Raw genomic sequence first — 14,820 nt, forward strand, 5'->3', positions numbered from 1 at the left:
CCATTATTTTTTGCCCCGGAGCAGCGCTTCCGGGTGGCGTTCCAGATAGTCGGCCAGTACGCGGAAGGACCGGGCGGCGTCGTTCAGCTGCCGCATCACGCCGGGCAGATCGGCCTGTCCACCGCCACCGCCGAGCAGCCCGTTGGCGCTGTTCAGCGTGCCTTCCGCCGCCGTCGCCACGCCACGCAGACTCTTCACCAACTGCGGCAGTTGCCGGTCGGCATCGCGCATCAACGTGTCCGCGCTGCCCAGCGCCTTGGCCAGCGCGGCCAGCGAGCGCGCGAGGTCCGGCGAGCCGGCAAGGCCGCTCACCGACTGCAGGGTGCCGCGCAGATCGGCCAGCAGCGCGTCGAGCGGCAGCGCCGCCACCTTGTCCATCACCACCCCGGCCGACCGCGAGAGGGAGTCGAGGTCGCTGGAGGCGACGGTCGGCAGTTCCGATCCCTCGGTACCCGGTACCGTCGGCGGGGGGTCGGGCTCGAAATCGAAGGACACCAGCATCTGCCCGGTCAGCAGGTTGCCGGACGCCAGACGCCCGCGCAGCCCCTTGCCCACCTGGGTGGCGATCAGCTTGCGCACCGCCGCCTCGTCCATCGGCTTTCCGTCGATGACGGCATAGGTCCGGGCGACCAGATCGGGTTCGATGTCGATCTCGACAGGGATGTGCAGTTGCTGTTTGGCCTCGTCATACTCCAGCCGGACGGCGGCGACATGGCCGACGGTCAGGCCGCGCATCAGCACCGGCGCGCCGGCCTGCAGCCCCTGCACCGAGCCGGGGAACTCCAACCGGTAACGGACGCGCAGACGGTCGCGCGCGGCGGCCGCGGACACCTGATCCTCGTAGAGCGTGAAGGTCGCCCAGTCCATCGCCTGCGCTCCGGCCTCCGGATCCGGCGGGGTTTCCAGCACCACGCCGCCCAGCGCCAGGGTCTTCAGCGATTCGGTCTGGAACTTGATGCCGTCGGCACCGGCGGAGAACTGGATGCCCGACGACCGCCAGAACCGGCTCCCCTCATGCACCAGCCCCTCATAGGGCGCGCGGATGAAGACCGACACCGACACCGTCCGGTCCTGGGGCGAGAGGTTGTAGCCCATCACCTCGCCTACCTGGACGCCGCGGAAATAGACGGGGGAGCCTTGGGCCAGCGATCCCAGCTGCTCCGCCTTCAAGGAGAAGCTGCGGCCCGGCACGTCGGCGCGGACCGCCGGCGGCTCGTCGAGCGCGTCGAATTCCCACCGGTCCTCGCCGCCGCCCGGCTCCATCTCCACATAGGTGCCGGACACCACCGTGCTCAGCCCCGACACTCCCCCCAGTCCCAGACGCGGCGCCACCACCCAGAAGCGGGTTCCCTCCTTCAAATGGCGGGCGGCAGTGCGGTCCATGCGGGCGGTGGCGATCACCTGCGACAGGTCGTCGGACAACCGGACCGCTTCGATCACGCCCAGATCGACGTTCTTGTGCTTGATGCGGGTCCGCCCGGCCTCCAGCCCGTCGCCGGACTGGAAGGTGATGACGATCTGCGGACCGCGCTCCTCCAGCCAGCGCCAACCGAGCCAGCCGGCGATCAGCGCCGCCACCAGCGGCAGCAGCCACAAGAGGGACAACCTGCGGCGCGTCGATACCGCCACCTCCGGCGGATGCGGGGGCGGAGGAGGTGAGGGGACCGGAGGGGAAGCGGGAGGCGGCGACTGGTCGGCGTCAGTCATGCCGCACCCCGTCCGCCCGATCCCACATCACGCGCGGGTCGAAGACATGGCTCGCCAACATGGTCAGGATGACCACGGCGGCGAAGGCGATCGCGCCGTCATCGGCGCGGACGGAGGCGACGGCACCGAACTGGACCAGCGCCGTGAGGATTGCGATCATGAAGACGTCCACATTGGACCAACGCCCGATGGCATCGATGAAACGGTAGAGGCGGGTCCGCCCCTGCAGCCGCGCGGCCGATCCGCGCCAGGCGGTGACGACAAACCATGCTAGGCCGCCCAGCTTCAGGAGCGGCACGGCGATGCTGGCGACGAAAACCAGCAGGGCCAGCGGCCACATGCCGGACCCGGCCAGTTCCCCCACCCCGCCCAGGATCGTGCTGGGGTCGCCCCGGCCGAAATTGACGACGGTCATCACCGGCAGCAGGTTGGCCGGCACATAGAGGATGGCGCTGGTGGCGACCAGCGCCGTGGTCCGCCCCAGGCTGTCCGGCTCCCGCACATGCAGGCGGCTGCCGCAGCGGGTGCAGCGGCCCGGTGCCGGTTCATGCCCATGGTCATGGACGCGCTGGCAGACCGAACAGGCGACCCAGCGGCTTGGCGGCGGGGCCGAAGCGGGCGGCACATGATCGATGGCCGACCACAGCGCCCGGCGGTCCAGGCCCTGGTCCATCGCGCTCATCGCCAACACATAGCCGCCGAGCGCCAGCCCACCGGTCAGCAATTCCGCATTGGCGAAGCCGTAGAGCTTGGAATAACCGACCAGCAGGCCCAGCAGGAAGACGTCCAGCATCGCCCATGGGCGCAGGGCTTCGGTCAGGGCGAACAGCCTTGCGGTCGCCCGCGGCTGCTCCGGCGGAAGCCCGGCGCGCAGGCGCAGCAGCACGGCGATCACGCCCACGACGCGGACGACCGGCGCGCCCAGCACCAGCACCCCCACCAGCAGCGAAAGCGGCCACATCCCCTGGTCGGCCAGGGCCTCGATCCCGGTGGTGACCAGGCCGGCGCGGTCGTTGCCCTGGATATGCACCGCCATCAGCGGATTGAGCGCGATCAGTCCCAGCATCAGCAGGGCGGTCAGCGCCATCGGCAGGGCATGGCGCGGACCGCCCGCCACATGCCGGTACAGCACCGCGCCGCATCGCGTGCAGACGGCCCGGCCGTGGCGGGGCAATTCACGGACACGATGAAGCCGCCCACAGTCCGGACAGCCGACCAGATCGTCCCGTACCGTCACCCGATGCCCGCTCAACCCGACCTTGCCCTGCCATATCGACATGCACGCGCCCAAAAGACTCACCGCAAATCCCGCACTCCAATTGGCTTTTTCGGCCGGCTGCGCAAGCCCCAGCGAACGGGATAGGCGATTTTCCATCGCACCGCAGCAAGGCCGAGGTCCGGGCCGGGAATTCCCGATTGACCGACGGTTTATGTACATACATTATCGTCCAAACGTCACATCGCGGCTCGGAGAGCGGGGTGCAGGGGTTGGCACGGCAAGGCCTGACCGGACAGGATCGCGATGGCGGACCGGCTTCCACTCAGGATGGCCGGGCGTCAGTCGGCCCGGTGCAGGACGACCTGGTGCTCGCCGGGCTCGCGCTCGATGGCCGCGGGCCGCTGTTCGACCAGATCAAGCGCGCCGTCGCCGGCCAGATCCTGCGCGGCCGCTGGCTGGCCGGCGAACGCCTTCCCAACGAGGCGGAGCTGTCGAGCCTCTACGGCGTCTCCCGCCAGACCGTTCACAAGGCCATCGCCCTGCTGGCGCGGGAAGGCTTTCTGGTCCGCCGCCGCCGGGCCGGCACCTTCGTCGCCACCGGCCGCCGCGACCGCTTCGCCCTGCCCATTGAGGATATCGGCGACGTGGTGGCGCGGGAGGGGCGCGTCTACGAGTTCCGCATCCGCGACCGCAAGAGCCTTCGCAACGGCGAAGGAATCCGCTGGCCCGACCTGCCCGACGGAACGCCGATCCTGACGCTCGAATGCCTGCATTTCAGCGACGGGACACCGATCCAGTTCGAACGCCGCCTCGTCAACCTCGACGTCGTGCCGGAGGTGGTTGACGAAGCCTTCGATGTCGTGGCACCCAGCCGCTGGCTGGTCGACCGGGTCCCCTGGTCGTCGGCCGACCACAGCGTGCGCGCCGTCAACGCCACGGCGGAGATGGCGGCGCTGCTGGGGGTGGAAGCAGGGGCGGCCTGCCTGTCGATCCGGCGGCAAACCATGCATCTCAGCCGGCCGGTGACGCTGGTCCATTTCCTCTCGGTCGGCGACCGCTTCAGCCTCAGCGGCTCGTCGATCACCGACAGCGCGACCGAGTTGAATTTGTAAACACAAAAGGACCGGCGGCAGCCGCCGGCCATGACAGGGGTCTTTCACGATGGAGAGCAAATCGATGGTTCGGACGATGTTCAAGACGGCGCTGCTCGGCGCCACGCTGCTGGTCGCCGGGGTCGCCGCCGGTACGGCGATGGCCGACACGCTGGCCGACGTGAAGAAGGCGGGCGTCTTCACCGTCGCCACCGAAATGCAGTTCCCGCCCTTCGATTTCCTTGAGAACAACGAATACAAGGGTGTCGACAAGGACCTGTTCGACGAGGTGGCGAAGGAGCTGGGCGTCAAGGCCAAATACATGGACCTGCCCTGGACCAGCGTGCTGCCGGGCCTGGAAGCCAAGAAGTTCGACCTGGTGATCGCGCCGGTCACCATCACGAAGGAGCGCACCAAGCGCTACGCCTTCACCGTTCCGATTTCCGAGGCGACCGCCGCCCTGATGAAGCGCGCCGACGACAAGACCATCAACAAGCCGGAGGACATCGCCGGCAAGAAGGTCGGCGGCGGCAAGGGCACCTCGCAGCTGGCCCAGGTGAAGGAGTACGGCCAGACCCTGCCGACCCCGCCGGACGTCCGCGAATATGTCGACAGCAACCAGTCCTACGCCGATCTGGCCGCCGGCCGCGTCGACGCCTCGGTCAACTCGCTGCCGAACCTGAATTTCGCCGCCGCCCAGCGCAAGGACACCTTCGCCGTCGTCCTGCCGCCCTTCGGCAAGCCCTCCTACTTCTCCTGGGTCGGCCGCCTGGACGAGAACGACAAGAGCCTGGTCGAGGCGGTCAACGCGGCGCTGGTGAAGATCCAGAAGGACGGCCGCATGGCCACCATCCAGAAGAAGTGGTTCGGCGTCTCGCAAGAGCTGCCGACCACCGTTCCGGAACCGCAGCTGTAAGGGGGATAGGTGACTTTCCCTCTCCCGTCCCGGGAGAGGGAGGGGACCCACGAAGTGGGGAGGGTGAGGGGCAATCCGCACATGGATTCCCCGATCCTCGCATCACCCCTCACCCTTCCCATGGCTTGCGCCATGGGCCCCTTCCCTCTCCCGGGGCGGGAGAGGGTTAGGATCGCTCGACGAAGGCCCACCCGATGAAGTTCAGCGTCATCATCGACGCCCTTCCCTATCTGCTGGGAGCGGCCGTCACGACCATCTGGGTTTCGCTGCTCGGCGTTCTGCTGGGGCAGGTGATCGGCGTCGCCGTCTGCGTGGCGCGCCAGTCCGGCGGCCGGGCGGCGGACATCGCCGGCGGCGTCTATGTCAGTTTCTTCCGCGGCGTGCCGCTGCTGATCCAGCTTCTGCTGATCTATTACATGCTGCCGCTGATCGGCATCGACGTGCCGCCGCTGGTCGCCTCCATCGCCGCGCTGGGGCTGGCATCCGGCGCCTATGTCTCGGAGATCTACCGCGGCGCCCTGAATGCCGTTCCGCACGGCCAGTCGGAGGCGGCGCTGGCGCTCGGCTTCCCCGGCCGGTCGATCTGGGCGCGCATCCTGCTGCCGCAGGCCTTCCGCATCTCGGTTCCCGCCCTGGTCAACGAGCTCATCCTGCTGCTGAAGGCGTCCTCGCTGATCTCGGTCGTCGGGGTGGCGGAGCTGACGCGGACCAGCCAGACCATTTCGGCCAGCAACTTCCGGCCGCTGGAAATCTATCTGGCGGCCGGCCTCATCTATTTGGCGATCAACGGCGCGCTGGCCCTGTTCGGCACGCTGGTCGAACGCCGCCTGCAACAGGCCTGACCCGATGTTGGACTTCGCCCTTTTCGTCCAGTACGGCCCGGCGCTGCTGCGCGGCTTCGGCGTCACCATCCTGTGCTGGGGCGCCGGCTGCCTGATCGGCATGGCGCTGGGCTTCGTACTGATGCTGCTGCGGCAAGTGCCGGTGAAGCCGCTGCGCTGGATCATCCGCGCCTATATCGAGGTGATCCGCGGCACGCCCTTCCTGATCCAGCTGTTCCTGCTCTACAGCGGCGGTCCGTCCTTCGGCCTGCGGCTGGAGGCGACCACCGCCGGCATCCTCGGCCTCGGCCTCTACGGCAGCGCCTATTTCGCCGAGATCTTCCGCGCCGGCTATCAGGCCGTGCCGAAGGGGCAGGTGGAGGCGGCGCTCAGCCTCGGCATGTCCTACGGCGCCATCCTGCGCCGGGTGATCGTGCCGGCGATGCTGGTATCGACCATCCCGGCCATCGTCAACATGATGGCGATCCTGACCAAGGAGACGGTGGTGCTGTCGATCATCACCGTGCCGGAACTGATGTACGAGATGCAGACGATGGCGGCGGAGACCTTCGCCACCTTCGAGACCATCCTGGGGATGGCGCTGTTCTACTGGCTGCTGGTGGAGGTGGTTTCGCGCCTGGGCCGCCGGCTGGAGGCCCGCGTCACCCGTTTCCTGACCCATGCCTCGCCGCAGGGGTCGTCGACCGAGACCGCAACCGCGAGGGCGTGATGACCGCCGTTTCCCAAACCGCCACCCCGCCCCGCCCGGCGAGCGCCGGAGATGCCGTGCCGATGGTTTCGATCCGCGGCGTCGGCAAGAGCTTCGGCACCAACGAGGTGCTGCGCGACATCGACCTGACCGTCGACAGGTCGGAGGTGGTCTGCCTGATCGGCCCCAGCGGCTCGGGCAAGAGCACGCTGCTGCGCTGCATCAACTTCCTGGAGGTCTACGACCGCGGCGAGATCCGCATCGAAGGCAAGCTGGTCGGCTACACCGACGACGCGCAACGCCGCCGCCTGTCGAACCGCGACCTGCGGGATTTGCGCCGCAACGTCGGCATGGTGTTCCAGCAGTTCAACCTGTGGCCCCACATGACCGCGCTGGAGAATGTGGCCGAGGCGCTGGTGCAGGTCCGCGGCATGGACAAGGCTGCGGCATCCGCCCACGCCGGCCGGATGCTCGACCGGGTCGGCCTGGCGGCCAAGGCCGACAGCTATCCCGCCCGGCTGTCCGGCGGCCAGCAGCAGCGCGTCGCCATCGCCCGCGTCATCGCGATGGAACCCCATTTGATGCTGTTCGACGAGCCGACCTCGGCGCTCGATCCCGAGCTGGTGGGCGAGGTTTTGCAGGTGATGCGCGATCTGGCGGCCGACGGCATGACCATGGTGGTGGTGACGCACGAGATGGGCTTCGCCGCCAACGTCGCCGACAAGGTGGCCTTCCTCGACCGCGGCCGCATCGCCGCCTTCGGCACCCCGCGCGAGGTCTTCCACGAGGCCACCGAGCCGCGGGTGCAGCAGTTCCTGCAGACTTATCACGAGCGCAACAGTTTCTGATTATCCACGCGGGTTAAGTACCGGCTTCGATACCCCCACCCTGACCCTCCCCCGCTGGGCGGGGGAGGGGAATAAGTGCTTGTTCGAAAAGGCGGCGGCAGTCCCTCCCCCGCCCAGCGGGGGAGGATAGGTGGGGGTCCAACGCCGCGATACATGCGCTCCCCCTGGAACTCAGCCCGCAAACCCGTTAAGAACCTTTCGCACGCGCAACAGAACTGCAACGCGAAAGCCGGCTCCCCGTCGATGATCGAACTCCGGTCCGTCACCCACGCCTATGGCGACCGCCCCGTCCTGCACGACCTGTCACTGCGGCTGGCGGAGCGGCGCATCGCCATCCTCGGCGGCAACGGATCCGGCAAGAGCACGCTGGCGCGGATGCTGAACGGCCTGATCGTGCCGACATCGGGCAGCGTCGCCGTCGATGGCCTGGACACCCGCACCGACGGTCGCGCCGTGCGCCGGCGGGTCGGCTTCGTCTTTCAGAATCCCGACACCCAGATCGTCTATCCGACGGTGGAGGAAGACCTCGCCTTCGGACTGAAGGCGCGCAAGCTGCCGAAGGACGAGATCGCCCGCCGGGTCGCCGGCGCGCTGGAGCGCTACGGCCTCGATCGCTACCGCCACCAACCGGCCCACCAGATGAGCGGCGGCGAGAAACAACTGCTCGCCATCGCCGGGGTGCTGGTGCTGGAGCCCGATTACGTGATCTTCGACGAGCCGACCACTTTGCTCGACCTGCGCAACCGCCGCAAGGTGATCGAACTGCTGCGCGGGCTGCCCCAAACACTGCTCGTCGTCACCCATGATCTCGACATGGTGAAGGACTTCGACCGGGCGCTGGTGCTGGAGGATGGCCGCGTCGTCATCGACGCTCCGCCGGTGGAGGCCGTGCCCGCCTATGTGGAGCGGCTCGGCTGATGCTTGGGCTCTACCTGCACCGGGAGTCGGTCATCCACCGCCTGCCGGCGGGAGCGAAGCTGGGCGGACTGATGCTGGTCACGGTGATCGTGCTGACCCTGCCCGGTGCCTGGGGGGCGCTGGCCGCCGGACTGGTCGGTGCCGCGGTGCTGGCGGCCGCCGAACTGCCGGCCGGGCGGGTGCTGTCGGAACTGCGGGCGCCGGTCGTCATGCTGACCCTGCTGTTCGGCTTTCAGGCGGTGCTGGCCGGCGGCGGCTGGATGGAGACGGCGATCGCCGTCGCCCGTTTCGCCGCCTTGATCCTGCTGGCGACGCTGGTCACCCTGACCACCCGCGTCATGGACATGGTCGACCTGTTCGAGCGGCTGTTCGGCCTGCTGCGCCCGCTCGGGGTCAACCCGGCGAAGATGGCGCTGATGCTGGCGCTGACCATCCGCTTCATCCCCCTGCTGGGCGATCAGGTGCGCGAGGTGCGGATGGCCCAGCGCGCCCGCGGCGTCGAACGCAACATAGCCGCCCTGTTCGTTCCGCTGCTGGTCAAGATCCTCACCATGGCCGATGATCTGACCGCCGCACTGGAAGCGCGCGGATACGACCCAGCCGATACCGGAACCAAAAACGGCACCCAACGATAACGACACCAGCCGAAGGAAGCGTCCGCCATGCTGTCCACCCGCGACCTCGTCCTCTGCGCCCTGTTCGCCGCCCTGCTGGGCGGGCTCGGCATGGCGCCGCCGATCCCGCTCGGCTTCCTGCCGGTTCCCATCACGGCGCAGACTCTGGGCGTCATGCTGGCCGGCACCATCCTGGGCGCCAAGCGCGGCGGCATCGCCGCCCTGCTGTTCGTCCTGCTGGTCGCGGCCGGACTGCCGCTGCTGGCCGGCGGGCGCGGCGGCATCGGCGTGCTGATGGGGCCGACCGGCGGCTTCGTGCTGATCTGGCCGATCGCCGCCTTCGTCACCGGCTGGCTGACGGAGCGCTTCGCCACCACCGCCAATCCGATCCGGCTGTTCGCGGTCAGCGTCCTCGGCGGCATCCTGGTCGTCTATGCCGGCGGCATCCCCTGGCTGTCGCTGGTCGCCGGCCTGCCGATCGAGAAGGCGGCCTTCGGCGTGCTGGCTTTCCTGCCAGGCGACCTGATCAAGGCCGGCATCGCCGCCGTCGCCGCCTCGGGTGTCCGGCGCGCCGGCATCCTGCCGATCCATGCCTGAAAGATGGCGCCTGATCGACCTTCCATGAACGACGATATCGAAGGGGCGGCGGACAACCTCGCCCGCGCCTTCGCTTTGGCTGCCGGGCGGGCGCCCGGTCATCCGGCGCTGGTCTTCGTCGACGAGACGGTACCCTACGGCACCCTGCTGCAACAGGTCCGCCGCGCGGGCGCCGGAGTGGCCGCCCTGCGCCGGGACGGCGTGCCGCCGCGCGTGGCGCTCAGCCTGGGAAACCACCCGGACCTGCTGGTTCTGTTCTTCGGCATCGTCGCGGCTGGCGGCATCGTCGGATTGCTCGATCCGAAATGGAGCGAAGCCCAGACCGCCGCCGCCCTGGACACCCTCCGTCCCGACCTGCATCTGACGACGGAGGCCGCCGCGGCCTGGATCGCGGGACAACCGGTGGATTGGGCCATCCCGGCGGTCGATCCGAAGACGCCCTTCCTGGTCGGCTTCACCTCCGGCACCACCGGGCGGCCGAAGGCCTTCATCCGCAACCAGGCCTCCTGGCTGGCGACACTGGAAGCCAGCCGGGGCGAGTTCGGCATCGGGCCGGACGACATCGTTCTGGTGCCGGGGCCGCTGGTCCATGGCCTGGGCCTTTACGGAGCTGTGGAGGGTCTGTCGACCGGCGCCACCGTCCGGGTGCAGCCGAAATTCGACACGACGGATGCGGCGGCACAGCTGGCGGAATGCGGAATCACCACGCTTGTCGTCGTTCCGACGATGCTGGTCGGCATCCTCGACGCGGCGGAACGCGATGGGCACCGCTTCCCGACCCTGCGCCGGGTGGTCTGCTCCGGCGCCAAGCTGGCGCCCGCAGTGCATGACCGATTGGCCGCCCTCTGCCCCGATGCCGCGGTGCTGGAGTATTACGGCGCGTCGGAGCTGAGCTTCGTCAGCCTGCGCTCGTCCCGCGAAGGCGCCCCGGCCGACAGCGTCGGCCGGCCTTTCCACGGGGTGGAGCTCAGCCTGCGCAACGATGACGGCAACCCGGTGGAGCGTGGCCGGCCCGGCACGGTCTGGGTGCGCAGCGGCATGCTGAGCGACGGTTATCTCGGCACCACCGATGGCGCCGGCTATCGCGAACGGGACGGCTGGGGCACGGTCGGCGACTATGGCTGGATCGATGAAGAGGGCTGGTTGCGGCTGGTCGGCCGGGCCGGCGACATGGTCATCACCGGCGGCCTGAACGTCTACCCGGCGGAAGTCGAAGCGACCCTGCGCGCCCATCCCGCGGTGGCGGAGGCGATGGTATTCGGCCTGCCCGATCCCTATTGGGGCGACGCCCTGTCCGCCGTCGTCTGGTGGCGCGGGACCGAACGCGCGTCGCTGGCCGATCTGCGGAGTTGGTGCCAGGAGCGGTTGGAGGCCTACAAGGCGCCGCGACGGGTGTTTGCCGCGGCCGACATGCCGCTGACCGGCAGCGGCAAGATCGCCCGCGCCGATGTCCGCGAGCGGGCGAAAGCCGGGGAGCTGGAGGTGGTGGGGTGAGAAATATTGCTGCACGCCTTCACGCCCACATCGAGCCCCTTCTCCCCCCCGGGGAGAAGGTTGGGATGAGGGGGTTCGGCGCAGCCGAAGAGATCCTCGCCATGTATCCCCCTCACCCTGACCCTCTCCCCGGGGGGGAGAGGGGATTCCGGGGGAACCGCCCATGACACGCCCGATCATCGTCGCCGCCCGACGCACGCCCGTCGGCCGCATCGGCGGCATGCTGCGCGAGCTTGCCGTCGAGGATCTCGCCGCTCCGGTCATCCGTGCCGTGGTCGCCGATGCCGGCATCGATCCGACGGAGGTGGACGAGGTTCTGCTGGGCAACGCCGTCGGTCCCGGCGGCAATGTCGCACGGCTGTCGGCGCTGGCCGCCGGCCTGCCGGTATCGGTACCCGGCGTCACCGTGGACCGGCAATGCGGTTCGGGGTTGGAAGCGGTCAACCTCGCCGCCCGGCTGGTACAGTCCGGAGCCTGCGACATCGTCCTCGCCGGCGGGGTGGAGAGCACCAGCACCGCCCCCTGGCGCATCGCCAAGCCGTCCAGCCTCTATCGCAGCCCGACCTTCTACGACCGCGCCCGCTTCGCTCCCGACGAGACCGGCGATCCGTCAATGATCGAGGCGGCGGAAAATGTCGCCGCCGCCTATGGCATCGACCGCGCCCGCCAGGACCGCTACGCCCTGGACAGCCACCGCAAGGCTGTGGCCTCCCAGGCGGCGGGACGGTTCGACCGCGAGATCGTCCCCCTCACCCTGCGCGACGGCCGGGTCGTCGACCGTGACGAATGCCCGCGGGCCGACAGCAACCTCGACCGGCTGGCGGCCCTGCGCCCGATCCTGCGGCCGGACGGCACGGTGACGGCGGGGAACGCCTGCCCGGTCAATGACGGCGCCGCCGTGGTGGCGGTGGTGTCGGAGCGGAAGTTCCACGCGCTCGGCCTGACCCGCGGCTTGGCGGTGGTCGACTCCACCACGGCGGGCGTGGACCCCAAGCTTCTCGGCACCGGTCCGATTCCGGCGGTGACCAAGCTGCTGGCCCGCAACCCCGGCCTGACCGTCGCCGGCATCGATCTCGTCGAATTCAACGAGGCCTTCGCCGCCCAGGTGCTGGCCAGCCTCGACACGCTCGGCATCGATCCGTCCCGCGTGTCGGTCGGCGGCGGTGCGCTGGCGCTCGGCCATCCCTATGGCGCGTCGGGAGCCATCCTGGTGACGCGCCTGTTCACCGAACTGCTGTCCCCCGCGGCGGGCGGCACGCCCCGGCGCGGCCTCGCCACGCTCGGCATCGGCGGCGGGCTGGGGATCGCCACACTTCTGGAGCCAGTTTGAATGACCAGCGCCCCTGCGGCCGAGGATAGTTTCCGCTCGGCCTTTCGCCACCGTGCCTTCGCCCTGTTCTGGTGCGCGCGGGTCTGTTCGATGCTGGCGATCCAGATGCAGGTGGTGGCGGTCGGCTGGCAGGTCTACGCCATGACCGGCGATCCGCTCGACCTCGGTCTGGTCGGGCTGTTCCAGTTCCTGCCGACGCTGGCCCTGGTGCTGGTGGCGGGCCATGTGGTCGACAACAACGACCGCAGGACCGTGCTGTTCGGCGCCCTGTCGATCGAAATGGCCGCGGTCGCCGTCCTGTTCCTGCTGACGATGGCAGGCGGCCTGACGCCCCATGCGATCTTCGCCGTCGTGGCGCTGATCGGCCTCGCCAAATCCTTCGAGGGGCCTGCCAACCAGGCGATCCTGTCGGCGACCGTGCCGGTGGAGGATCTGCCCAACGCCGTCGCCTGGCAATCCTCAGGCGTGCAGGTGGCGCAGATCTCGGGTCCGGCGCTCGGCGGCCTGCTCTACATCGCCGGTCCGGCCGCGGTCTATGGCGTCAGCACGGCGATGCTGGCGCTTTCGGTCCTGCTGATCGCCGCCTGCCGGCCGCGCCCGGTGACGATGACCAAACGCGCGATGAGCCTGACGAGCATGCTGGCCGGCGCCGCCTTCATCCGCAGCCGGCCGGAGATCCTGGGCGCCATCTCGCTCGACCTGTTCGCGGTGCTGCTGGGCGGGGCGACCGCGCTGCTGCCGATCTATGCCCGCGACGTGCTGCATGTCGGGCCGTGGGGCCTTGGCCTGCTGCGCTCGGCCCCGGCGCTGGGGGCACTCGTCATGGCGATGGTCATCACCCGCTGGGGCGTGAAGCGCCATGCCGGACGCTGGATGCTCATCGCGGTCGCGGGGTTCGGCGTCGCCACCATCGCCTTCGGCCTGTCGGCCGATCCGGTGCTGTCCTTCATCGCCCTGCTGGCGGTCGGCGCCACCGATCAGGTCAGCATGTTCGTCCGCCAGACGCTGGTCCAGCTGTCGACCCCCGACGAGATGCGCGGCCGGGTCGGTGCCGTCACCTCGCTGTTCATCGGCGCCTCCAACCAGCTCGGCGAGTTCGAATCCGGCAGCGTCGCGGCGCTGGCCGGAGCGGTGCCGGCGGTCGTGCTGGGCGGCGTCGGCGCGGTCGGCCTCGCCGGGCTGTGGGCAATGCTGTTCCCGGCGCTGCGGCGGGTGGACCGGCTGCTGGGACGGTAACTACCCCGCCCCACCCTGTTCCACTCCCGCCCCAGGTTCCCTTTACAGATACCGGATCGTCACCTTGTCCGCCGCCTGTCTGGCCCGCGCCCGCGCGTCGTCGGTGTCGGTGCCGGTCGCCAGCGCCACGCCCATGCGGCGGTTCTTGCGGGTGGTCGGCTTGCCGAACAGGCGGACGTCGACCTCCTGCTCCGCCGAACCCAGAGCCAGCGCATCGGCCAGCCCCTCGATGCGGAAGGCCTCCGCCTCGCGGTCGGCCAGGATGACGGCGGAGGCCGACGGGGCGCGGCAGGCGATGCCGGGGATCGGCAGGCCCAGGATGGCGCGGGCGTGCAGTTCGAACTCCGACAGGTTCTGCGACAGCAGGGTGACCATGCCGGTGTCGTGCGGGCGCGGCGACAGTTCGGAGAAGATCACCTCGTCGGCGGTCACGAAGAACTCGACCCCGAAGATGCCGTAGCCGCCGAGGTTGTCGACGACGCGGGCGGCCATCGCCTTGGCGTCGTCCAGCATCGCCTGCGGCATGGCGACCGGCTGCCAGGATTCCTGGTAGTCGCCGCGCTCCTGCCGGTGGCCGATCGGCTCGCAATAGAGAATGCCGTCGCGGGTGCGGACGGTCAGCAGCGTGATCTCGTATTCGAAGGGGACGAATTCCTCGACGATCACCTTGCGGCGGTCGCCGCGCATGTTCGCCACCGCATAGTCCCAGGCGGCCTCCAGCCCGGCGGCGTCCCGCACCGTGCTCTGCCCCTTGCCCGACGACGACATCACCGGCTTGACGACGCAGGGGAAACCGGTGTGCTCCGCCCCGGCGCGGACCTCCTCCAGGCTCTCGGCATAGCGGTAGCGCGAGGTGCGCAGCCCGAGTTCCGTCGCGGCGACCTCGCGGATGCGGTCGCGGTTCATCGTCATGGTCGCGGCGCGGGCCGAAGGAACGACGGTGGTGCCGGCATCCTCGAACTCATGCAGCACTTCGGTGCGGATCGCCTCCACCTCCGGCACGACATAGTCGGGCCGGTGCTTGGCGATGGCCGCGCGCAGGGCGTCGGCATCCAGCATGGAGAACACCTCCGCGCGATCGGCGACCTGCATCGCCGGGGCGTTGGCATAGCTGTCGCAGGCAATGACCTCGCAGCCCAGCCGCTTGGCGGCGATGACGAATTCCTTGCCCAGTTCCCCGGAGCCGAGCAGAAGGATCCTGGCGGTGAACATCCACGCACTCCCGATATTGGCGACAGCAGGCCGACCATAGGGCTTCGCACCGGCCGGGCCAAGTCCCGCAGTGTCCGTCCGGAGGACGGGACGGCAAGCGGAAGCCAT

The 14,820-nt window shown here is 69.4% G+C and carries 14 protein-coding genes; 11 read left to right on the forward strand and 3 right to left on the reverse strand.

Annotation, left to right across the window (positions count from 1 at the left end; all coding sequences use genetic code 11):
- Window positions 1-3: 3 nt before the first annotated feature.
- Window positions 4-1,707: a PqiB family protein gene (locus JHL17_RS34610; RefSeq protein WP_247894029.1), complete on the reverse strand. Its 1,704-nt coding sequence runs from the start codon at window positions 1,705-1,707 to the stop codon at window positions 4-6.
- Window positions 1,700-2,986 (reverse strand): paraquat-inducible protein A, encoded by a 1,287-nt coding sequence (locus JHL17_RS34615; protein WP_247894030.1) that lies wholly within the window; start codon window positions 2,984-2,986, stop codon window positions 1,700-1,702. The genes JHL17_RS34610 and JHL17_RS34615 overlap by 8 nt, the downstream gene beginning before the upstream one ends.
- A gap of 305 nt (window positions 2,987-3,291) precedes the next feature.
- On the opposite strand from JHL17_RS34615, the gene hutC reads away from it, so the two are divergent.
- The 11 genes from hutC to JHL17_RS34670 all read left to right on the forward strand — a co-directional run bounded on the left by hutC (window position 3,292) and on the right by JHL17_RS34670 (window position 13,500).
- The gene (hutC, locus tag JHL17_RS34620; protein ID WP_345773939.1) at window positions 3,292-4,038 is read left to right on the forward strand and encodes a histidine utilization transcriptional repressor HutC; all 747 of its coding nucleotides are present in this window, start codon (window positions 3,292-3,294) and stop codon (window positions 4,036-4,038) included.
- A 64-nt stretch (window positions 4,039-4,102) separates the two neighbouring features.
- Entirely contained in the window at window positions 4,103-4,933 is an 831-nt protein-coding gene (locus JHL17_RS34625; RefSeq protein ID WP_247894031.1) for a transporter substrate-binding domain-containing protein, read from the forward strand.
- Window positions 4,934-5,127: 194 nt separating this feature from the next.
- Complete coding sequence (locus JHL17_RS34630; protein ID WP_200199202.1) at window positions 5,128-5,775, forward strand: amino acid ABC transporter permease; 648 nt, start codon at window positions 5,128-5,130, stop codon at window positions 5,773-5,775.
- A 4-nt stretch (window positions 5,776-5,779) separates the two neighbouring features.
- Window positions 5,780-6,484, forward strand: a complete 705-nt coding sequence (locus JHL17_RS34635) for an amino acid ABC transporter permease (protein ID WP_200199203.1) — start codon at window positions 5,780-5,782, stop codon at window positions 6,482-6,484.
- A complete protein-coding gene (locus JHL17_RS34640) occupies window positions 6,484-7,311 on the forward strand; it encodes an amino acid ABC transporter ATP-binding protein (RefSeq protein WP_282189403.1) in 828 nt (275 codons plus the stop codon). Before JHL17_RS34635 ends, JHL17_RS34640 begins: the two co-directional genes overlap by 1 nt.
- Window positions 7,312-7,554: 243 nt before the next feature.
- Entirely contained in the window at window positions 7,555-8,229 is a 675-nt protein-coding gene (locus tag JHL17_RS34645; RefSeq protein WP_200199204.1) for an energy-coupling factor ABC transporter ATP-binding protein, read from the forward strand.
- On the forward strand, window positions 8,229-8,864 hold the full coding sequence (locus tag JHL17_RS34650; RefSeq protein ID WP_200199205.1) for an energy-coupling factor transporter transmembrane component T family protein: 636 nt from the start codon (window positions 8,229-8,231) through the stop codon (window positions 8,862-8,864). Before JHL17_RS34645 ends, JHL17_RS34650 begins: the two co-directional genes overlap by 1 nt.
- Window positions 8,865-8,891: 27 nt before the next feature.
- Complete coding sequence (locus JHL17_RS34655) at window positions 8,892-9,440, forward strand: biotin transporter BioY (RefSeq protein ID WP_200199206.1); 549 nt, start codon at window positions 8,892-8,894, stop codon at window positions 9,438-9,440.
- A gap of 24 nt (window positions 9,441-9,464) precedes the next feature.
- Window positions 9,465-10,934, forward strand: a complete 1,470-nt coding sequence (locus JHL17_RS34660) for a class I adenylate-forming enzyme family protein (protein WP_200199207.1) — start codon at window positions 9,465-9,467, stop codon at window positions 10,932-10,934.
- Between the two features lie 163 nt (window positions 10,935-11,097).
- Window positions 11,098-12,264, forward strand: coding sequence for a thiolase family protein (locus JHL17_RS34665; RefSeq protein WP_200199208.1), 1,167 nt, complete (start codon window positions 11,098-11,100; stop codon window positions 12,262-12,264).
- Entirely contained in the window at window positions 12,265-13,500 is a 1,236-nt protein-coding gene (locus JHL17_RS34670) for an MFS transporter (RefSeq protein WP_200199209.1), read from the forward strand.
- 42 nt (window positions 13,501-13,542) lie between these two features.
- On the opposite strand, the gene purT is transcribed toward JHL17_RS34670, so the two are convergent.
- Complete coding sequence (purT, locus tag JHL17_RS34675) at window positions 13,543-14,712, reverse strand: formate-dependent phosphoribosylglycinamide formyltransferase (RefSeq protein ID WP_200199210.1); 1,170 nt, start codon at window positions 14,710-14,712, stop codon at window positions 13,543-13,545.
- Window positions 14,713-14,820 lie beyond the last annotated feature (108 nt).

It is taken from the genome of Azospirillum endophyticum, assembly GCF_016595245.1.
Lineage (GTDB): Bacteria > Pseudomonadota > Alphaproteobacteria > Azospirillales > Azospirillaceae > Azospirillum > Azospirillum endophyticum.

Bases quoted from the DNA above. Each gene is read 5' to 3' on its own strand.
- JHL17_RS34610 (WP_247894029.1), bottom strand. From the start codon at position 1,707: ATGACTGACGCCGACCAGTCGCCGCCTCCCGCTTCCCCTCCGGTCCCC.
- JHL17_RS34615 (WP_247894030.1), bottom strand. From the start codon at position 2,986: ATGTCGATATGGCAGGGCAAGGTCGGGTTGAGCGGGCATCGGGTGACG.
- JHL17_RS34625 (WP_247894031.1), top strand. From the start codon at position 4,103: ATGGTTCGGACGATGTTCAAGACGGCGCTGCTCGGCGCCACGCTGCTG.
- JHL17_RS34630 (WP_200199202.1), top strand. From the start codon at position 5,128: ATGAAGTTCAGCGTCATCATCGACGCCCTTCCCTATCTGCTGGGAGCG.
- JHL17_RS34635 (WP_200199203.1), top strand. From the start codon at position 5,780: ATGTTGGACTTCGCCCTTTTCGTCCAGTACGGCCCGGCGCTGCTGCGC.
- JHL17_RS34640 (WP_282189403.1), top strand. From the start codon at position 6,484: ATGACCGCCGTTTCCCAAACCGCCACCCCGCCCCGCCCGGCGAGCGCC.
- JHL17_RS34645 (WP_200199204.1), top strand. From the start codon at position 7,555: ATGATCGAACTCCGGTCCGTCACCCACGCCTATGGCGACCGCCCCGTC.
- JHL17_RS34650 (WP_200199205.1), top strand. From the start codon at position 8,229: ATGCTTGGGCTCTACCTGCACCGGGAGTCGGTCATCCACCGCCTGCCG.
- JHL17_RS34655 (WP_200199206.1), top strand. From the start codon at position 8,892: ATGCTGTCCACCCGCGACCTCGTCCTCTGCGCCCTGTTCGCCGCCCTG.
- JHL17_RS34660 (WP_200199207.1), top strand. From the start codon at position 9,465: ATGAACGACGATATCGAAGGGGCGGCGGACAACCTCGCCCGCGCCTTC.
- JHL17_RS34665 (WP_200199208.1), top strand. From the start codon at position 11,098: ATGACACGCCCGATCATCGTCGCCGCCCGACGCACGCCCGTCGGCCGC.
- JHL17_RS34670 (WP_200199209.1), top strand. From the start codon at position 12,265: ATGACCAGCGCCCCTGCGGCCGAGGATAGTTTCCGCTCGGCCTTTCGC.
- purT (WP_200199210.1), bottom strand. From the start codon at position 14,712: ATGTTCACCGCCAGGATCCTTCTGCTCGGCTCCGGGGAACTGGGCAAG.